The sequence below is a fragment of the Noviherbaspirillum malthae genome (assembly GCF_015352985.1).
Classification (GTDB): domain Bacteria; phylum Pseudomonadota; class Gammaproteobacteria; order Burkholderiales; family Burkholderiaceae_D; genus Noviherbaspirillum; species Noviherbaspirillum malthae.
The window spans coordinates 46,783-67,270 of sequence record NZ_JACYXF010000024.1 but is presented as its reverse complement, the minus strand read 5'-3'; the positions used below and the strand labels follow the sequence as shown (position 1 = coordinate 67,270).

At 60.1% G+C, this 20,488-nt stretch carries 15 protein-coding genes; 7 read left to right on the top strand and 8 right to left on the bottom strand.

Annotation, left to right across the window (positions count from 1 at the left end):
* Positions 1-179 precede the first annotated feature (179 nt).
* The 3 genes from IGW03_RS21865 to IGW03_RS21855 all read right to left on the bottom strand — a co-directional run bounded on the left by IGW03_RS21865 (position 180) and on the right by IGW03_RS21855 (position 3,640).
* A complete protein-coding gene (locus tag IGW03_RS21865) occupies positions 180-632 on the bottom strand; it encodes an RrF2 family transcriptional regulator (RefSeq protein ID WP_194724648.1) in 453 nt (150 codons plus the stop codon).
* Between the two features lie 133 nt (positions 633-765).
* Positions 766-1,965 carry an NnrS family protein gene (locus IGW03_RS21860; RefSeq protein ID WP_194724647.1) on the bottom strand — a complete coding sequence of 400 codons (1,200 nt, stop codon included), beginning with the start codon at positions 1,963-1,965 and terminating at the stop codon, positions 766-768.
* Between the two features lie 703 nt (positions 1,966-2,668).
* The gene (locus IGW03_RS21855) at positions 2,669-3,640 is read right to left on the bottom strand and encodes a Bug family tripartite tricarboxylate transporter substrate binding protein (RefSeq protein WP_438943669.1); all 972 of its coding nucleotides are present in this window, start codon (positions 3,638-3,640) and stop codon (positions 2,669-2,671) included.
* Between the two features lie 209 nt (positions 3,641-3,849).
* Here IGW03_RS21855 and IGW03_RS21850 point away from each other — a divergent pair, with 209 nt between their 5' ends.
* The 3 genes from IGW03_RS21850 (at position 3,850) to IGW03_RS21840 (ending at position 6,781) form a co-directional block, all read left to right on the top strand.
* On the top strand, positions 3,850-4,668 hold the full coding sequence (locus IGW03_RS21850; RefSeq protein WP_194724645.1) for an IclR family transcriptional regulator: 819 nt from the start codon (positions 3,850-3,852) through the stop codon (positions 4,666-4,668).
* 196 nt (positions 4,669-4,864) lie between these two features.
* Positions 4,865-6,052, top strand: coding sequence for a YsnF/AvaK domain-containing protein (locus tag IGW03_RS21845; RefSeq protein WP_228535912.1), 1,188 nt, complete (start codon positions 4,865-4,867; stop codon positions 6,050-6,052).
* A 114-nt stretch (positions 6,053-6,166) separates the two neighbouring features.
* A complete protein-coding gene (locus tag IGW03_RS21840; RefSeq protein ID WP_228535910.1) occupies positions 6,167-6,781 on the top strand; it encodes a hypothetical protein in 615 nt (204 codons plus the stop codon).
* A 128-nt stretch (positions 6,782-6,909) separates the two neighbouring features.
* Here the strand turns inward: IGW03_RS21840 and IGW03_RS21835 are convergent, their stop codons facing one another.
* Positions 6,910-7,437, bottom strand: coding sequence for a DUF1579 domain-containing protein (locus tag IGW03_RS21835; RefSeq protein WP_194724644.1), 528 nt, complete (start codon positions 7,435-7,437; stop codon positions 6,910-6,912).
* Positions 7,438-7,692: 255 nt separating this feature from the next.
* Here IGW03_RS21835 and IGW03_RS21830 point away from each other — a divergent pair, with 255 nt between their 5' ends.
* Positions 7,693-8,478, top strand: a complete 786-nt coding sequence (locus IGW03_RS21830; protein WP_194724643.1) for a TetR family transcriptional regulator — start codon at positions 7,693-7,695, stop codon at positions 8,476-8,478.
* A gap of 152 nt (positions 8,479-8,630) precedes the next feature.
* Here the strand turns inward: IGW03_RS21830 and IGW03_RS21825 are convergent, their stop codons facing one another.
* On the bottom strand, positions 8,631-8,987 hold the full coding sequence (locus tag IGW03_RS21825) for a translation initiation factor Sui1 (protein WP_194724642.1): 357 nt from the start codon (positions 8,985-8,987) through the stop codon (positions 8,631-8,633).
* 361 nt (positions 8,988-9,348) lie between these two features.
* Between IGW03_RS21825 and IGW03_RS21820 the strand changes: the two genes are divergently transcribed.
* A complete protein-coding gene (locus IGW03_RS21820; protein WP_194724641.1) occupies positions 9,349-11,088 on the top strand; it encodes a carboxylesterase/lipase family protein in 1,740 nt (579 codons plus the stop codon).
* A 594-nt stretch (positions 11,089-11,682) separates the two neighbouring features.
* Positions 11,683-14,040 carry a cytochrome P450/oxidoreductase gene (locus IGW03_RS21815; protein WP_194724640.1) on the top strand — a complete coding sequence of 786 codons (2,358 nt, stop codon included), beginning with the start codon at positions 11,683-11,685 and terminating at the stop codon, positions 14,038-14,040.
* 287 nt (positions 14,041-14,327) lie between these two features.
* Here IGW03_RS21815 and IGW03_RS21810 read toward each other — a convergent pair whose 3' ends face one another.
* The 3 genes from IGW03_RS21810 to IGW03_RS21800 are packed head-to-tail and all read right to left on the bottom strand — an operon-like array spanning position 14,328 to position 16,654.
* Positions 14,328-14,711 carry a hypothetical protein gene (locus IGW03_RS21810; protein WP_194724639.1) on the bottom strand — a complete coding sequence of 128 codons (384 nt, stop codon included), beginning with the start codon at positions 14,709-14,711 and terminating at the stop codon, positions 14,328-14,330.
* 51 nt (positions 14,712-14,762) lie between these two features.
* Positions 14,763-15,512, bottom strand: coding sequence for a hypothetical protein (locus tag IGW03_RS21805; protein ID WP_194724638.1), 750 nt, complete (start codon positions 15,510-15,512; stop codon positions 14,763-14,765).
* Complete coding sequence (locus IGW03_RS21800; protein WP_194724637.1) at positions 15,440-16,654, bottom strand: hypothetical protein; 1,215 nt, start codon at positions 16,652-16,654, stop codon at positions 15,440-15,442. Before IGW03_RS21800 ends, IGW03_RS21805 begins: the two co-directional genes overlap by 73 nt.
* Before the next feature lie 324 nt (positions 16,655-16,978).
* Between IGW03_RS21800 and IGW03_RS21795 the strand changes: the two genes are divergently transcribed.
* Positions 16,979-20,464 carry a hypothetical protein gene (locus IGW03_RS21795; RefSeq protein WP_194724636.1) on the top strand — a complete coding sequence of 1,162 codons (3,486 nt, stop codon included), beginning with the start codon at positions 16,979-16,981 and terminating at the stop codon, positions 20,462-20,464.
* Positions 20,465-20,488 lie beyond the last annotated feature (24 nt).

The window sequence follows — 20,488 nt, the reverse complement described above, 5'->3', positions numbered from 1 at the left end:
CTCTAAACTATTGCGGCTTCAAGCTTTTTGAGCGATCCAAATGATGTTGATGAAAGTCAACCGAAAACCTTCGGAAAAGAGGAACGGCATGCCGTCAGGCTGCACAAATGAAAACACGCGGCGCACGGCCGCGTGTTCAAGACTTGGAAGATTCTATCGGGCCGGTATTGCGCCCGGCATCAAGCCTGCAGCTTCATGCCGCGGATTTCTATGCCCTTCAGCGCACGTCCCTTCTTCGGCATCAGGCTGTCGAGCGTGACTTCGTCCAGCACGCCCAGGAAGGCGTCGGTCGCATTGGAAAGCACGCCCTTCAGGCCGCAGGCGGAGGAATAGATGCAGCCCTGGTCCTCGACGTCGAAACAGGCTGCCATGTAGAAATCGGTTTCGGTCTGGCGCACCACGTCGCCGATGCGGATATCCTTGGGAGCGCGTCCCAGGCGCAGCCCGCCGCTCCTGCCGCGCACGGTTTCGACAAAGCCCTGCACGCCGAGCTGGTGCACAACCTTGGTCAGATGATTTTTTGCTATGCCATGGGCATCGGCGATGTCGCTGATCGTCACCAGGCGATCGGGGTTGGCGGCCAGATGCATCAGGGTTCGGAGCGCATAATCGGTATAACTGGTCAGTCGCATTTGGGGCCGCCTGTGCGTGCAATAAGACGCATATATTTTACAGCTTTATGCTCGTGCCTTGCCGCCTGCAGGCGGCCATGAAGCAAAGGCAACCGCAACGTGACCAGTATTTGCGTGGCTGCACAATCAGCGATCAGCCTTCACGTCCGTCGATTCGTCGGGAAAACAGGTAAGGTCCGTATTGCGCAAGATACAAGCCGAATGCGGCGCTCCAGCATGCAGCGGCTGCAGGCAGCGCAATGGTGCCGCCTCCATCCAGGCCGAGCGCGGCAATCAGACGGGCCACTGCGCCAGCCTGTATCAGCAGGTACATTGCCATTTCGATGCGTCCGGCCTTGAGTTGGCGGCCGGTATGACCGAGCACGGTACGAGTGATCATGCCGAGGATGAGGCCGGCCATGGCGCCCGCCGCCAGCGCATGCAGCGCAGCGCTTTCCGGCACGATGCCGAAGGCATGCAGCGCCAGCAGGGCAAATCCGATCGGAATCCAGCCGTAAGAAAGATGCAGAATCCACAATAGCGGATGGCGCAGCGTGGCAAGCGGCTTCCAGCCTAAAAGGCGGGTTGCCTGGGCTACGGCGGCGCTCGCTGCCAGCGCGCCCATCAGCGGCGAAGGAACGCCGAGGGCGAAACCTGCCACTGCGGCGACAGTCGCACCCATTACGATGCGGTCACGCCTGGCATCCATGACCGGCTCGGTGCCAGGCGCGCCGTTCCTCGTGAACATGGGAATCACCCGGCCGCCGATGACTGCTTCAATGACAACGATGATGAGGATTGCGGCCTCGACGAAGCTCAGCGGCGATGCCATCACCCAGCCCAGAGCGGCCGCATGGTAGCCGGCGTTGGTGACCGCCAGCAGGGCGAGCATTACGACCAGCATCATGTTGCGCCTGTTTCCTGCTCGTTTCAGCACCTGGTACAAAGGAAAGGCGGCAACCGGCAGGAATGCCAGATCAAGCAGCGCCGCCGCCGACGTGCCTGCAAATAACATTGCCGCCCTTCCCGCCAGCCATAGCGCGCAGAGCCCTGCCAGCACCTTGCCCCGGGGAGTCCACAATCCGGTCCAGTTGCGGGCGGCGGTGTACATGAATCCGATGATAACGGCGATACCAAATCCGAACACCATTTCATGCGCATGCCAGCCTACCGTGACGTTGGCGAACAGCTTGAGCCAACCGTAGAGATGAGCGATCCAGAGCGGCACGCTCAGCGCGGCAAAGGCGGCGCCAAGCAGGTAGAAGGGACGAAAGCCGAGCCGGAACACCGGCCAGTCTCCGCTTCGCGGCTCGCGTTCCTTGAGGATGCCTTCTTCAATCGTGATCAGTGCCATGCCGGTCTCATTTAAGATGCAATTTTTATGCATCTTAAATGAGACCGGTTGCGGTCAGCAACTGAAATACTTGCGGCGAGCGGCACGAAAATTCAGGGAGTTTTGATCTGGATCATTCAAATCCAGCCGCTTGCCGAAGCAGCAGTATTGAAGGCGGTGGATTGGTCAGCTTGATGGCAGGGACTTCAAAGCAGGACAGTAGAATTTGTTTGATGCGCCGTGCCTCTCCCCTTTACCCGCGGTCGGCTCGCAGGAAGTGTTCCATCAACCACTGGTTTGCCCTGTCACTGCTGACCTGGCCTGCAAGCGGGGATGTGGGGCGCATGGCGATGGCTTAGAGCGCTTTCGGGTTGACTGGAGTCGGCGAGGCCGAGGTGATTTGCCTGCGGAACAAGGCGTGGTGACGCGACATGGCGGGGCCATGGCAAGGAGGACTCGGCGTCCCCACACAACGCAGTGCCGCTGGCAAATCGACCGGCATCGACAGTACAGTCAATCCGAAAGCGCTCTAGATAAGGGAGTTGTCAAGACTGCTCTTCGTCACAACCACCCTCACCCCGGCCCTCCCGCCTGCGGGAGAGGGGGCGAAATACGACTGCACTGCGGCTTGTGAAAAAATTTCAGCGGGCTCGCTTGAAAAGCCGTGATGACAATCGCGGACGGGCAAGCAAGCGCAGACCCGTCCGCGGCTACAGCCGATCAATCAATCGAGCGTGATCTTCTGATCCTTGATCAGCTTGTGCCAGCGCACGGTTTCGCTGCGCAGCAGGTCGCTGTACTGCTGCGGCGTGCTGGCGACAGGCTCGACGCCGAATTCGATGAGGCGCTGCTTCACGTTCGGCTGGTTGATCGCGGTGACGAGCTGCTTGTTGAGCGTGTTGAGCGTGTCGGCCGGAATGCCCGCCGGCGCCACGACGCCGACCAGCGCGGCCGCTTCGACGTTCTTGTAGCCGAGCTCGGCGAAGGTCGGGACGTCGGGCAGCTGCGGCAGGCGCGTCGGGTTTGCCACGGCCAGCGGACGCAGCTTGCCGCTCTTGATGAAGGCGCCGCCGGCCGCGAGGTCGACCATCATGGCCGGAATCTGGCCGCCGATCACGTCATTCAACGCAGGCGCCGCGCCGCGATAGGCGATATGCACCATGTGCAGGCCGGCATTCACCTTCAGCAATTCCATCGCGAGGTGGTGCGGGCTGCCGGCGCCGGCCGAGCCGTAGTTCACGCTGCCGGGACGCGCCTTGGCCGTGGCGATGAATTCCTTCGCATCCTTCACATGGGATGCGGGGCCGACCACCAGGATCATCGGGAAGCGGCCCACCAGCGTTACCGGGGCCAGGTCCTTCTCGGGGTTGTAGGTCAGCTTCGAGTACAGCGCGGAATTGAAGACCATGGTGCCGTTGTCGGCGTTGAGGATGGTGTAGCCGTCGGGCGCGGACCTTGCGGTTTCCGCAGCGGCGATCGCGGTATTGCCGCCAGCCTTGTTTTCGATGATGACCGGCTGGCCCACCTGCTGGGAAAGCGCCTGGCCGACCGTTCTGGCCAGGAAATCCGAACCGCCGCCCGGCGGATAGGGCACCAGCCAGCGTATGGTCTTGGATGGATAGTTTTGCGCTTGGGCGGCCGTGGTGGCGACCAGTGCCGGCAGGGTAAGCAGGCAGGCGGCAAGAATCTTCTTCACATTTTTCTCCTGGATATCGGTCAAGGACCACGTTGTCGTCTTTTTGCGTAATACTACTACGCTAACCGTAAAATAATCTACTGTCATCCGTTCCCGGCGCCTGATCTTGTTTGATGTCATGTACGGCCGCAGGGTGGAAGAGCCGATATTGCACGGCATAATCACGGTATCGAATCTTCTTTTACCGCAAGCATACGAAAGAACAAGCAATGACAAAGCAGGTGCAGGAACGTCTGCCGGAACGCCGCCAGCGGGTGCAGTCGGCCGAAATGGGAATGGGAATACTGAAGGCGCTCGGCCGCCTGGGAGGCGCCGCGAGCCTGACCGCGGTGTCGGCGGAAGTCGGCGAAAGCACGGCCAAGGTCCATCGCTACATGGCCAGCCTGACCCAGGAAGGCCTGGTGTTCCAGGATCCGTCGACGCAGCACTATTGCCTCGGCCAGGAAGCAATACAGATCGGCCTGGCGGCGCTGCGGCAATGCGATCCGATACGGCTGGGCGAACCTGCATTGAAGCGCCTGCGCGAAGAACTCCAGGTGACCTGCTTCATTGCCGTCATGGGCAACAAGGGGCCGACGATACTGCGCTTCGAGGAGCCGGGACTGCCCGTGACGATCAACGTGCGCGCGGGCTCGGTACTGCCGCTGCTGTGGTCGGCAACAGGCCGGGTCTTCGTAAGCTATATCGACGATACCCGCATCCAGAACATGGCGAGCGAAGAACTCGCGCAGGCCACGCGGGAGCAGCGTGCATCCCTGCAGGGGAGAAACCCGGTGGAAAACCTGCGCAAATCCGTACGTGCCAATGGTTACGCCGCGATCAACGACACTTTGCTCCCCGGCATCAGCGCCGTGGCGTCGCCGATCTTCGATCACACCGGGCGCGTCGCCGCAGTGCTGACCGCCCTCGGGGCGAGCGGCGGATTCGATACCGGACACGACGGCCGCATCGTCGCCCTTCTCACCGGCGAAGCCGGCAATATCAGCGCGGCGCTCGGCTTCGGTGAAAGGTCGCTGAGCGGAAGCTAGCCTTGCGCCTTTTCGCTTGCTGCATTCCTCAAATTTCCGAAGGTCATTGCCTGAAACCAAGGCAAGACAGCGTCATGCCTTGTTACAGCGTCGGAGTGAACCTCTCGCTCTGGTTGCTCTCCTATTGGCTTATTGGCATTTCTTCAACCGTTAGCTGCGTGCTCAGCCAATTTCCGCAGCAGCAAGGAGAACGATCATGGCACTCACAACAGGCGACATTGGAAACAGCGCATCCGACAACACCGTGGTCGGCGTGTACGACAATTTCTCGGACGCAGAATCCGCAGTCCAGGCACTTCTCACCGCCGGCTTCAACCGGGCCGATGTGCAGCTCAACCCCGACCGGGATGACGACGGCACGAGTTCCGCCGGAACCAGCACGTCGACCAGCGATGTCCACAGCGGCATCCGCGGATTCTTCTACACCCTCTTCGGCGGCGACGAAAACGCCGGACATCACGATACCTATGCCGAATCCGTACGCCGCGGCAGCTATGTGCTGACGGTCACCGTCAACAGCGAAACCGAGATCGACCGCGCGACCGACATCATGAACCGCTTCAACGCGGTCGACATCGATGAGCGCGTAAGCCACTGGAAGAAACAGGGCTGGACCGGCTACGACACCTCCGCACCGCGCTATACGAAGGACGAGATCGCAAAGGAACGCGCCGGCTACGCCAGCCTGAGTTCCGCCGGCACTGCGGACAGCACCACCAGCACCAGGACCACAGGCACTACCACCGGCGAAACCCGGATTCCCGTTATCGAGGAGCAATTGCAAGTCGGCAAGCGAGAAGTGCAGCGTGGCGGCGTGCGCGTCCACAAGCGCATACGCGAGGTGCCGGTTAACGAAACCGTTCAGCTGCGCGACGAAGAGATCAAAGTCGAGCGCCGTCCCGTCGACAAGCCGGCAACCCAAGCCGATCTGGCGGCGCTGAAGGACGGCGCCATCGAATTGCGAGAGACCGATGAAGAAGCCGTGGTTTCCAAGACCGCGCGCGTGGTCGAGGAAGTCGTAATCGGCAAGGAAACCACGCAGCGCACGGAAGACATCAACGATACGGTACGCCGCACCGATGTCGAAGTGGAGCAGCTTGGAGCAGGCGCGGGCACAAGCTCCAGCCGCCTGGCCGACGATGAATATCGCCGCCACTGGCAAAGCACCTACGGCGCTTCCGGCGGCCGCTATGAAGATTACGACGCCGCCTATCGCTACGGCACCACCATGGCAGGCAGCGACCGCTACAAGAACTATCAGTGGTCCGAAGTCGAACCGCAGCTGCGCAGCGACTGGGAGTCGAACCATCCGGGCAGCACCTGGGACAAGGTAAAGGATGCGGTGCGCTACGGCGCGGAACGGGTAACGCAGCGTCGCCACTGACGCCGCCAATGATCGGCCTGCGGCACCTGCCGGGCTGCCGGCAGGCCGAACCGGCGAGGGCAGCGCTGCAGCCCTCCTTGCCTTTCCAATTCTTTCAAAGTGAAGGAGAACATCATGGGACTCGGATTCGATATCGGCAACATCCTGCAGCAGTATGGGGGCGTCAATCCCAACCAGCCGCCGAACGACGTCGAACAGCACTTCGACCAGGTGGCGCAGAATTCTCCGAATGACGATCTGGCCGACGGCCTGAGCGAGGCCTTCCGCTCCGACCAGACGCCGCCCTTCCCCAACATGGTCGGCCAGCTGTTCGGACAGGCAGACAGCAACCAGCGCGCCGGCATGATGAATCAGCTGCTGGCCGCGCTCGGTCCCGCGGTCATTGGCGCGATGCTCAACAGAGGCGCGGGCGGCGGCGGACTGGGCAATGTGCTTGGCGGCCTGGGGGGCGGACTCGGCGGCGGTGCCTTGGGCGGCGGACTCGGCGGAATTCTCGGCGGCCTGCTCAACGGCTCGCCGGGACAGCAGCAGATGCAGGTACGTCCGGAAGACGTCGAGCGCATGCGACCCGAAGAATTCGAGGAGCTGGCCCGGCATGCCGAACGCGAGAATCCCGGCATCGTCGATCAGATGAGCCGCTTTTATGCGCAAAACCCCGGCCTGGTGAAGGCGCTGGGCGGTGCGGCGCTTGCCATTGCGCTGGGCAAGATGTCGCAGCGCGGACGCTGACCGGCATTCAAGGCAAGCCGCACGCCGGCTGCACGCATGCAGTACGCCGCAGTAATTGCGGCAGGTGCGTTGAGAACCTTTGGCCCTCTATTGCAGCGAATGATGGAGGGCCTTTTCATGTCCGCCTTTTACTGCAAGGCGGCGCCGGTTCGCATGCGTTGCTGGCTCCCTGACCGGCGGTAGAAGGTCATGGTCCAGTTGGTTTCCCAAGTCGAACCGTCGTCGGGCGAAAATGCCTGCTCCCATCGCAGTTCGTCGTCACCGGCCTTTGACCAGATGAAGCGGACCGTCACCGGAACGCCCGCAACGGTATCCTTTGCAAAGAACGTACCGACACCGTCGCTGAAGCTTCCGACAACCGGAACATCGATCCGATCTGGAAAGCGCCCGTCCAGCCACCATATAGACCATGTTGCCTTGGCCGTATCGTAGGAGCGAAGTGCGATAGCCCGGAATTCGCCTTCCGGGAAGTAAAGGACGTTGTCCTCGACATTGCCATAGCCGCCCAGGATTTTTCGGGTAGACATTTCACCGTCGAATTCGACCCATTCATCGCAGTCAGCCAGCCGCTCCTTCAGTCTGCGATGCCTGACTCGCCAGTCACCGATGACAAAGTCGAAATCCGTCGGGGCCGAGGGTAGTGTTTCGAGAGCCATGCGTCTCCTTGAGAGTTAACTTTTTATGAATTAAAAAAAATCCAGATTAACATGGCAATGCATCATTACCGTTCGCGGCCGGCATGGGTACCACAGTATCCAAGCTCAGCAGCACTCCGGCGGCACATTCAACTCCGGGGATAGTTCATCATCAGACTGCTGTCCAGGCCAGCTTCATATACCTGGAAACACGCCATCGCAGCTGGTGCCTCCATCACTTGTTTTTAGATTTTCATGCAGAAGCCAGCAACTCGAATGCTTTTCATCCTCGGTGCACTTGATCCGGAAATGCGCGAAATAGAACGTGTACTGGGCATGCATGGCTATCCCGTTGCATGGGCTGCCGTCGGCCGGCAAAGGTGCAGCTCGGCAACTGCCTATGATGCCGATGCAGCGCTGCATATAGAGCGTGGCAGGCAGCAAGCCCAGCTGATCCTGCCGCGTCAGCCGGTGGTGTTCATCGAATGCGCGATCAGGCAGATCGACCCGGTTCTGCGCGTCGACCATCACAATCCGGGCGATGCGGGATTCGACTGCGGTCCGCAGGATTATCTTCGCGGTTCGTCCCTCGGGCAGCTGCTGACGCTGCTGAACCTCGAACCCGATCCGACGCAGCGGCTGCTGGCCGCAGCCGATCACTGCCTGACGGCAGCGTATCAAGGCGAGTGTCCCGGCGTGGACCCGGACGAACTGCTTTTCATGCGCGCATCCTGGCAGGCCAAGATGACTTACCGACCGTTCGGACTGGTCATGTCGTCAATTCTTGAAGCAGCCAGACTGGTTCGGGAGCGGTACGATCCGCAGGCGGGTGCGGCATTATTTCTCGATCCCACGCTGACCGTGCCGGACCTGCCCGAGGGAGCCGCGCGCGCAGGCATGCCGGTGCGCTACCGCAGCATGGAACCGAGCGGCCTCGTCAAGGAAATGCTCAAGGGCGCGTCGCCTGACGCGATTTCGTCTTTCATGCAGGAAAATCGCCTGCTCGGCCGGCGGGTCTATGGCAATCCATATCGCGGATACGCCGGCACCTATCTGGATTAAGCGCTGTCGACGGAGGAGCACCTTGACTTGCTCTTCACTGCGCCTCTCTTCAGTGACTACACAATTTCGACCGGACCTGGTTGTATGCCTGCGTTGCGCCGACAACGGCTGTTGGCCAGCGGCCATGTCGGAGGCGCTCCCGGCCTGCAGTATCAGCCGCCACTGCGCTTGGCATCATGGCCATGCTTTTTCAGTTCCGACATGATCCGCTCGCAGTGGTCTCCCTGCACTTCGATGACACCGTCCTTCACCGTTCCGCCGGAACCGCATGCCGTGCGCAACTGCTTGGCCAGCAATGCAAGCGCAGCAGAATCGAGTGCCAGCCCCTTGACGAGCGTTACGCTCTTACCGCCCCGGCCTTTGGTCTGGCGCGACACGCGGACCACTCCATCGCCCACGGGCATGGATTTGGTTCTGCAAGCGCACTCCGCCAGCGGCCGCCGGCATTCGGGGCACATGCGTCCGCCATCCGTGGAATAAACAAGTCCACCGCTTGAACTGCTTTTCATGTCTTGCCCGGCAATGTTTGAGATGTGAATGGTCGGAGTTTAGCACTGCGCGACTGTCCGTTCCTGACCGGTGCGCTCCCATTGGCCCACAGCGATATGGGAGGCTCCGTCGCTTGGATGCCGGCCGCTGCACGGGGACTGTGCTCACGGCCACATCGTCAATGGGAGAGATTGCACACATAAGCCTTCAAGAAAGATGTGGTCTTAGTACATTGGCTTCACGACGCCATCAAGGCATTCTCGTATAGCGCATTCCTGCAGGATGCAGCACATACATGAATTCACCGTGGTGCATTGACTTCGTGCCGATGGCCCCGAGGCAGTTCTTTATCGCCGAAGAAATAAAATCAAGGAGACGTTCATGAAGTCAAAGTACCATGCGGGTGCGGCATGCGCCCTATTCTCTCTGCTCCAGCTGGCGGGTTGCGGCGGCAGCGATCCGGTCGGGGTCACACAGCGAGATACACAGTACGGGACTGTGGTCGGTGTCGATGAAGCCCCTGCGAAGGGCGTATACAGCTGGAAGGGCATTCCCTTTGCAAAGGCCCCGACGGGCGACCTGCGCTGGAAAGCGCCGGCCGACCCGGTCTCCTGGACCTCTGCCAGGACTACGGATAAATTCGCCAATGCCTGCGCACAGACCGGCCGGTTGTTCAGCCCGGGGCTGAACAACCGGCTGGACGATACGGTCAGCTCCACGCTGGGACAGACCGTCGGCTCGGAGGACTGCCTGTACCTCAACGTGTGGCAGCCTTCCGCCCCGTCAGCGTCGCGGCGGCCCGTGATCGTCTTTGTGCACGGCGGAAGCAATGTCAGCGGCTACACGGCAGACCCGCAATACGACGGCGCCGCACTCGCCAAGGCTGCCGATGCGGTGGTCGTCACGGTGAATTATCGAGTAGGCATTTTCGGCTTCCTGAATGCAGCACCTTTGAAGACCAGCGATCCCGCCGAGAGCTCGGGCAACTTCGCATTGCTGGACATTATCAAGGCGCTCAAGTTCGTCAACACCAACATTGCCTCCTTCGGCGGCGATCCTCAGAATGTAACCCTGATGGGCCACTCGGCTGGCGCAGTCAATGTCCTCGCGCTGCTCACATCGCCATTGGTCAGGAATACAAGCCCTGCGCTGTTCCACCGTGCCGTTCCCCTGAGCGGCGGCATCGCTCTGGCCAGCACCCTGCCGGCCGGCACCTCGGGCGTGCTGTCGCCCAATGCCACCGCCCAGGCTCAGGGTTCCGCGCTTCTGGCGAATCTCGTCATTGCGGACGGTCTAGCAACGGACGCCGCAACTGCCGACACCTACATTGCAGGCCGCACCACCGCGCAGCTCGCCGACTACCTTCGCAGCAAATCCACCGATGCCGTGCTGGCGGTAGTGAGAACCCGCCTTGCCGCAGCAGGACTTTCTTCCTCCAACCCCATTCCGGAAGGCACCGTTCTCCCGCAGGATCCGATTGCCGCCATCAGGGCCGGCCAGTACGTCAAGGTTCCGGTATTGGCGGGGAACACCCGCGACGAGGGCACCTTGTTCGCCGCGTTCCTGGCCACGCCCTCCCTGGGCGGCTTGAGCGGACGCCTGATCGACGACAAGACCTTCTTCTCGATCGTCACGAAGAACAATCCGGAGGCTGCGCCAAGCACGACAGTCGAACAATGGATTCCCGCCGCTTACCTGCCGGTGAACACGCCGGTGACAGGCTTCAAGGCCCGCATCGACCTGTTGACGCAGAATTTATTCTTCACCCAGCGCGACAGCGTTCTGAACGCACTGAAGGCACAGCAGCCTGCGGTCTGGGCCTACCAGTTCGACTGGGATGAGATGCCCAAGCCGTTCGATGCCATCTTCGGCGCTTCCCACGCTTTCGACCTGCCCTTCGTGTTCGGCAACTTCGACAATACGCTGTTTGCCAACGTAATCAACACGACAGCCAACCGGCCTGGGCGACTGGCTCTTTCGGATGCGATGATGAAGAGCATCAGTGCCTTCGCGCGCAAAGGCGATCCGAACAACGACGCGTTGAAAACGTCCTGGCCCGCGTGGCCGGCAAAGATCGTGTTCGACGGCACGCCGACAGCTGCGGTGATTACAGTCAATTAAACCGTCCCGGCACGGACATCATCGCACCTGACGCATCGATGGCAACCGGGTGCTTGCCTGGAGCGCATTGCATCCAATCCCACCATCTATAAACGGCGCTATCCGGGACGTGCAAGACGCATGTCCGGCCCGAACAGGCGCAATCTTTACCGGCGCCAGAAGCGGACAGGACCGTCGTACCAATGGTCATTCTTCCCTTACCTAACCGCATCCGGCTTCAGCGCATGACGCGCCGAGAATACAAGCAACGGCAACGGTGAGGCACACCGCCTGCTACCCGCTCAATCCCCTCCTCCTGGCAGTTGATTATTCCCTTCATCGGTATCGATAGCGCTGCCGCACAAGGTCCGGCAGTCACCTGTTGCCGTGATGTCGCGCATCTTTGCATCAGCTTTTATTGCCGCCCCCTGACGTTCATTCCGGATTCTTCATCCCGGGCATACTTGCAGGCAATACTCCTCAATTTCCTTTCATATTACGCATAACGTAGTATGATTACGCATATCGCGTCAGTGAGCCTCTTCGACATGGCCGCTGACGCAGCGCCGCGGTCCGCGCGGCAAGGAATGCCGTCATGCAATGGAAGGACTCTCCATGAACACTCCCGCTACTTCTGCCGTCCCTGCCGCCGCCTCGGCATGTCCCGTCGCCCACCATGCGCCTTCGGATGCGCGAACCCCGGCCGGATGCCCGGTCAGCCATCGCGCGGCGGCCTTCGACCCGTTTGAAGACGCCTATCAGCAGGACCCGCCCGAATACGTGCGCTGGTCGCGGGAGGAGGAACCCGTCTTCTTCAGTCCGAAGCTGGGCTACTGGGTGATCACCCGCTACGAGGACATCAAGGCCGTCTTCCGTGACAACCTGACCTTCAGCCCATCGATCGCACTGGAAAAGATCACGCCCACCAGCGAGGAAGCCAACGCCGTGCTGGCCTCCTACAACTATGCAATGAACCGCACCCTGGTCAACGAGGACGAACCCGCCCACATGGCGCGCCGCCGGGTGCTGATGGAGCCGTTCACCCCCGAAGCGCTCAAGCACCATGAGCCCATGGTGCGCGAACTCGCCCGCGCCTACGTGGACCGCTTCATCGACGACGGCAAGGCCGATCTGGTGGACCAGATGCTGTGGGAAGTCCCGCTGACGGTGGCGCTGCATTTCCTCGGCGTGCCCGAGGAAGACATGGACATGCTGCGCCAGTATTCGATTGCCCACACGGTCAACACCTGGGGCCGCCCGAAGCCGGAAGAGCAGCTCAAGGTAGCGCATGCGGTCGGCAACTTCTGGCAGCTGGCCGGCAAGATCCTGGACAAGATGCGCCAGGACCCGTCCGGCCCCGGCTGGATGAAATATGGCATCCGCAAGCAGGCGGAATACCCGGACGTCGTCACCGACTCCTACCTGCACTCGATGATGATGGCCGGCATCGTCGCCGCTCATGAAACCACTGCCAACGCCACCGCCAATGCGCTCAAGCTGCTGCTCCAGCATCCCACCGCCTGGCGAGAGATCTGCGAGGACCCGAGCCTGATACCGAATGCGGTGGAGGAATGCCTGCGCCACAACGGCTCGGTGCCGGCCTGGCGCCGGCTGGCAACGAAGGATGTGAAGATCGGCGGCATCGACATTCCCGCCGGCTCGAAGCTGCTGATCGTGATGGCATCGGCCAACCATGACCAGCGACACTTCGACGATGCGGACATGCTCGATATCCGACGCGCCAATTCCAGCGACCATCTCACGTTCGGCTACGGCGCCCATCAGTGCATGGGCAAGAACCTGGCGCGCATGGAGATGCAGATTTTCCTGGAAGAGCTCACCAGGCGGCTGCCGCACATGCGCCTGTCGGAACAGACCTTTACCTATGTGCCGAACACCTCGTTCCGGGGACCGGAACATCTGCTGGTGGAATGGGACCCGGCGCAGAATCCGGAACGCAGCAATCCGCGCCTGCTGGACTTGGTGTCGCCGGTGCGCATCGGCGAACCTTCGGGCCATGCGATCAGCCGCACCGTGGTAGTGGAGAGCATCACGCCGCTCACGCCTGAAGTCATGCGCCTGCGGCTGAAGGCACCGGACGGCAGGCCGATGCCGCGCTGGCTGCCCGGTTCGCACATCGATATCGAATGCGGCTCGCCGGAACTTTCGCGCCAGTACTCGCTCTGCGGCGATCCGGCCGATGCGGGAACGCTGGAGATCGCCGTGCTGCGCGAAGCGGAAAGCCGCGGCGGCTCGCGCTGGGTGCATGAAGCGATCAGGCCGGGCGACCGTCTCAAGATCCGCGGCCCGCGCAATCATTTCCGTTTCGACGAGACTGCGAAGAAAGCGATCTTCATCGCAGGCGGCATCGGCATCACGCCCATCATCGCGATGGCGCGGCGGGCGAAGGAGCTCGGCATCGACTACGCGCTGCATTACAGCGGCCGCTCGCGCGGCACCATGGCCTATCTCGACGAGCTGGCAAAGCTGCACGGCGACCGCCTGCATGTCCATGCGAAGGATGAGGGACGGCGCAACGATTTCACCGCCCTGCTCGCCGCTCCCGAAGCCGGCACGCACATCTATGCCTGCGGTCCGCTGCGCATGCTGGAGGCACTCGAACAATGCTGCGCCTCGTGGCCCGAGGATGCCCTGCGCATCGAGCATTTCGAATCCAGGCGCGGCACCCTCGATCCGTCCAGGGAACATGCGTTCGAAGTCGAGCTCAAGGACTCCGGCATCACCGTCACCGTGCCGGCCGACCAGACCTTGCTGGATGCGCTGCGCGGCGCGAACATCGATGTTCAGAGCGACTGCGGCGAGGGCCTGTGCGGGTCGTGCGAAGTGAGAGTGCTTGCCGGGGAAATCGATCACCGCGATGTGGTTCTGACGCGCTCGGAGCGCGAAGCGAACAACAAGATGATGGCATGCTGTTCGCGCGCCTGCGGAACGAAGCTGACGCTTGAGCTTTGATCGGACGTGAAGTCAGAAGTGCCCTCGGGACTGCGAGGGCGCTGGGTTCCGTTTACTTTTCCGGATACTTGGCTGCGTCGCATGCTGCACCTTATCATGCAGGCACTTCGCCATGCATGCAGGCACTTCGCCATGCATGCAGGCACTTCGCCATGCATGCAGGCACTTCGCCATGCCTTCAATTGGCAGCATAGCCATAAATCGGATGACGATACGCGAACAGCTTTATTTCATTGAGTACTCTACAAAAGCAAATGCAGCACCAAGGTCAAGAAGCATGGCTTCTACTATTCCGCCGCTCGCATTCGAAGCTGACCTTCTGTATAAATGGGCAGATCGAACAACTCAGCAATACGAACATCATTGATTATCTCGGACGAATGGTCATTTATCCATCGGGATATTGATTCGAAATCGGGAGCAGGATGGTCCACCGTATCGTGGTGCCGGTCTTCAATCAACCATACAAGTTCTCTACGAACCATATCTATAAGAGATTCGCGAATATCGGCGGGCCAGTGTTCCCAGTTAAACCAGCCTCTCATGATTGAAAATAGAAGTTGAGTATGGCCCTCCGGGTAAGAATTTCTCAAATCAAGAAATTTCCCCTGTAGCTGTTGGAGAACATTACGTCTGTGAGTATTTCGTTCTTCAGCCTGATTTTGCGGCACTCTCTGTCCTGACATAAAACGTCTCAGGAACAATCGCAAACTTTGATTAATTTAATCATTAAGCCCTAATCTTTCTGCATTATTGCTGAACAAACTAGGTTCTCGGTGCCAATTCAGCGAAGAAAGAATCATATCAAATAAAGTTTGCTGATCCGCCGGCCTCCACCTGTGCAAGTTGCTATGCGTTATTTTTATTATTGTTCCAAAACAATCTGAATATGCATGAGGTTTAGCTGCAAAGATCTCATTAAGGGTCCTCCCTAGCAACTCTATGAAATGGACACGTGTGGCGCTGAAATCTTCAGCTCCGTCATTCACCATGTATCTATTGACATGCTGTTCAAGCAGAATGTCAATTCTGTCGTCAAGTTCAGACCGGCGCCCCTGCGTACCTGACCTACGCTGTGCTTGCAACCCTGCCATTTCACGATCAAATAAACGCCGATACTTCATTCTTACTTGAGGTAGCCAGTCGGTAGCAGTAGGAAGATCATAGAGCGTATTCCATAGTTTCGTATATACAGAAGCATTTCGGCGCAATCGCTGCAGCTGATGTTCAGTCATATCAAACCAAGTGTCACAGAATTCTCCCAGTTTCCGGCTGCTCAAAAGTCCGGTTAGGATGGCGCCAAGTGAAGCATCCGAGATCAGCAGGTGCTGCTGGAAATCGGCTGGAGTTGGTGCCAATCGGTCGAGTTGTTCCACCACACGTAGTTGCCGATATGTTTTCAATCGGGAAAAATAATCATGTTTTGGTAAATTTTCATGATGCAGTATCCGTTGATACAGCCTGACAACCATTTGTCTGTGCTCATAGGTGAATGCTGACTCTGCTGGCAAGCATCTATGGCTCGCACCATCCTGGTTAATATATATTCCCTCAACAGACGACGTTCAGAAATCTCCGCCCCCCGGCCCTCCGTCCCCCGGCCCAGCATTTCTTTTAATTGCCGCAATTGCTTTGTCGGCGCCGTAAAACGCGTGCCGGAATTCCACTTCGTGCTGCCTTGAGCCATCTCTTCCAGAATCCGATCCACCTCCGGGAATCGCTGCGCTGGCGTCAAGGCGTCGGTCTCCGCTGCGACACGCGGAGAATTTTCTCTATCGACTGGAGGGAGCGGCAAATCGGGGTGAACTTGTGGAGCATCCGTCTCCTCTGTGCGGTTTCCAAGAGACTCTCTTGACAGGGCAGCATGGGCATTGGTCCATTGATTTTGCAGATTCCATTTCTGTAGTTCGCCCCTCGGCATGGTTTGTCTCACCGCAGCCCGGGCTTGCTCATAGAGATCTTCGAGAGGAGCATTGTCTGCGCTGCCGGACGGCCGTTGACGAACAGCCGATTCAAACTCGTCAATGCATACAGTCAGCGCTGCATGAAGCGCGAGAAAATTTTCAGCAGTATGCCCATCCCGCACCATGTAGTTGATGCACGCAGTATCTACCTCATGCAGGAACTTCCTGAGCCTGTCGATCATTGTGGCGCGTCCAGTAGTTATCCTTTCCCGTGCAGCATTGATTGCTTCGACTGTAATCCGTTGTAAAAGCGGCTTGTCAGAACCGGACCCGGTTCCATCGGACGGATCGGATAGGTATTTCAAAAGTTCATGTGTTGATTGCTGCAACTCTGCCAGTAACTGATAGCCTTTTTTTGATGCCGGACCGGGTGTGCCGATCACCCGGCTCATCGCAAATAATTGCGACTTTACAATCACGGAAGCTCTTAGTTTTGCGAGCGCATTCTGTTGGTACAGAGCATCGAATTTGGAGACTGGATCATTTTCCTGTCTGTTCGACGAAGCAGCCGGCCGTGAAGACGATCCGGCAACCGGATGGTGAAAAGAGCTGGAAGCAACCTGCATGATTTTTTGAATGAGAAGTGTTGTCGGGTGCAATATGCAGCAACGATGATTCATTGGGATTGAAATTGCCCACATAGGTGACATGAATCTTTTATTGGTTCCATTCAAGCCGATATCGGCATCAGATAAAAATTCAAAGAAGCTTGCGAAGATGCACGTCTCAAAAGGAGCTACTCATCCGGGTCTTCTCCTGATCCGAGCGCTACCGTAACTTCAGCGTCTTGCGCGTCTTGCGTCGTCAAGAATATTTTCCATCCAATGGATCTTTCTCTCGTCGGCCGCTACTCATCTGTACGCCAGTTCGAGAATACAAACAGGCAAAGCCTCTTCCTCTGTGCATCATGCATGCGGCCGGAAGGGAAGCTTGGCCGCTGCGCACCGGAGGAGATCACCGTGCCGATATGCTGGATGCCATCATTCTTCGCAAGTTCGACCCCCGAGCAGCGGACCGGCGACATCCTGCCGCCTGTATCTGCAGCGGCAGCGCCCGCTCCGTCAGTGCCCGCGGCGCAGAACCGATCCGTGCCCGGCGGCGGAATCCGCGCCGCGTCGGGCAGGTTCATGCATGCACTGAAGGCGCAAGCCAATGGCGAATCGGGAACCAGGACGCGTTCCTATACACCCTTCACCTCGCGCACCACATCTCCAAAACCGCAGCCTTCACCGCACCTGCACAACAGCGACATCCCTCGAAAGCCGCTTGAAGACGCGCGCATGGCTACGCAGCCTTTGCTCGAACAGCATGGGCGGGCGATCCACGCGCGCCTGAGCGAGACATTCAAGAACGACACGGTGTTGCAGCGGCTGGGCGACGCGAATGCCTATCTTGATATCGTGAACGCCAGGGTTCCCGCGAGCCCGGAGAAGCACAAGGCACGCGAAGTTCTGACGCAGATACTGGAACAGATCGGCCAGCTGCCGGGGATTTCGGGAACGAAGGCCGGGACCCTGCAAGGCATCGGCATGGCATGCGTCGCGGAGGCGGCGCTGCGGGCGTGCGCGGACGATCCGGCAGCAGCTGCGCGCGCCTTATGCTGCCTGCGCAACATCGATCCGCTGGAAAGCATCCGCAATGTCGAGGCCATGCCGGAGAGCGTGGCCAGACCGAAGGTTCCCTGCCTTGGGCTGGGCATGCAGGACGAAGACCATCTGTTCCGTTTCAATGAAGAGGACCTGTCCCTCGCCTGGAAAATTGCCCAGGAACTGGAAGCGACATCTGCCGGCTTCGCCGCGCTGAAGGCTCTGACGTTAGACTCTCGCGCTGCGCCCGATGTGCATTCGAGCATCGAACGCCATGACGATGCGATGCTGCATGCCTACCTGCAGGCAAGCCGGATGAAGTGCGGCAATGCGGAGCGCGAACATGGCGCAGGCAGGAAAGGCAGCAAAATCCCGCCCGCCTCCGCTGCACCGCACCGGATCGCCTCGTTCGGCGGCGATCCGTCGAACGTAATCGACAAGGCCATCGACCAGATCCGGAGGCATCTCGCCGCGTCGCAGGAACATGGCCAGCAACAGCCTGGATTGCCGTTTGCCTACAAGGCACAGCCGCATGAGCATGAATGGGCACTCGCTTTCATACGCAACGGCTTGTACACCGACGAGAGAACCGTCGACGGCAAGCCCTCCGCCTATGCGCAGATCGAAGCAAGGCTCAACAAGGTCTCCGTCTGGTGCGAGCGCGCCACCTCGGGCAAGGATACGGCATCGACGGCATGGCGTGCAGCGGCGCCCTACCTCATGCCCGGCCACCGGAAGTCTCCGCTGAATGCCTACAATGCGCTCGAGGCGGAACAGGGACTCAGGAAATGCGGCGTCGGTTTGGAAAACTCGGCGCAGGGCATCGTTCATGACGCCCGCGCATTCAAGGAACATATCCTCGGCAACCTCATCAAGGGACTCAAGGCCTGCGGCGGCATCAATGGCGGCCCCCTCGATACGCAGCCCGGCGGCATCCCTCCTGATCTCCCGCAGGAGACGATGCACAACCTCGCCAGGCTGGCTGTCCTGATGGAAACGGAGAAAAATACGCTGCCCCTCACCGGCCATCTGCACGGCAACGTTCCGGACACCTATACCATCGACCGGGCCCGCCAGCGCATCCATTCCTGGCTCGCCGACAGCGAAGACAGACCGCTCGAAACGATTCATGCCGATATTGACGCTGCCCTGGCAGCGGCGAAGCAGCCATTGACATTGAATCGCCTGGAGGAGTGGGCCGACGAGCTGCCGAACGGGCCAGCCAAGGCGGCCGATGCCGCAACTGCAGCCGCGCATTCAAGCACGGCCGAAACGGATCGTCCCGACTGGGCTGCCTTCGCGAACGCGATAGGCCGGGTGCGCAGCGGCACCGGCGATCCGGTTATAGCGCCGCATTTCCGAAAGTTCGGCAATACGCCGGACAGCCTCGGCAAGGTCGGCGAAGTCATCGAGCAGGCGGCGGCGCGCATGGAACTGGGCTCCAGGCTGACTTTCACGAGCGGCGGCTTTGTCGGTGCGGGAGCCAAGGAGGCCACCCGGCTCTTGAGCAGCGTCTTCAGCTTCAACATGTTCCGTCCGCACATAGATGCGGGACGGGTCCGCAATCATGCGGCGGTGCTGGACATGGGGACCTCGGCCGACGGCTCGCGTATCTGCGTCGGCACGCGGCGTTCGGTGAAGCTGCAAGGCGGCGCCGGTATCAGCATCGGGCCGAGCGCCAAGATCAGGAGTGTTGCCGGACTCAAGGCCGGCGCGTCGTTCGATGCCTTCATCAGCAAGGAGCAGCCGGTGACCCACGGCGTGCAGCTGCGGCTGTCGCGTTCGCAGTCCGGCGGCATGGCCGGCGACCGGGACAACAACCTCCTGCTCGGTCGCCTCTTCCGCAGGTATGTCATCGAGCGAAACTCCCCAATGTTGAAACAGGACCCCGGCCACGTCAGGGCGCCCGGAAGCGACGGAGATTCCACGCTCAAGAACCTGCTGCAAGCCTGCCCGCAGCTCAACGTCTCCCTGCTCAGGACCACTGAAAGCGTTGTGCGCACGGGAGTTGCGGCGGCAGGCGGCGCATCCGTCAATGTCGGCCCGCTGTCCTTCGGTCCGTCGGTGGGCATCAGCTACGAGGAAGAGCGGACGAAAACAGTGAAGTGGGCGGAAACGCAGGCAGAGTTGAATTCGGTGAAATTGAGCCGTGGAATAACGCGCACCGCGGCAACGACGGGCGAAGTCCATGCATTGCGGAAAATTCCAGAGACGGTGAGGACATTGAGCGGCCCCGGTCCCCTGCCGGAACGCACCAGGCAGGCTGCTGGCGGCCTGGTGAAGGCAATGTGCGTCACCTCCGAGGAGATTGGCAGCTGGGGCAAGGCCGGAAACTATACGCTGGTGATCGAGAACGGCATGATCGGCAACGGAAGCCGGGCAACGGTGACGCATCGCGACGCCGAGTCCTTCATCGCCAGCGTCGCGCCCAAGCTCAACCGGTGGGCGGTCTCCATGGCGCACCGCTTTCAGAAGGACAGGATGAACTCCGGCACCGACGCCGGCGATGTCTATCGCCAGGAGGCCTATAACAGGGCGTATGCAACGCTGAGCGCGCAGCTCGAAGACGCACGCACCAATGGAAACATGCAAACCCGGTACACCGAGGTCTTCGAACTCACCGGCGATGCGCTGGAGACCGCCAACGCACTGCGCTCCGCGATCACGCTGTTCGAACGGTCGGGCGACAGGCAGAAAGCAGCCGTGTACTCGAAAAAGCTGGATGCGCTGATCGCCAGCGACGAGGCCTGGATGCCTCACCTGCTGTGGACGCAGCGCACTACCCGCAGGGAGGCCACGGCCGGGCTGCGCTTCGGCGTCTACGCCGGAAAAACGGATGCGGTATCGAGCAGCAGCATCAAGATGCTCGGCTGATCTGCGGATCGGACGGGCCAGCTT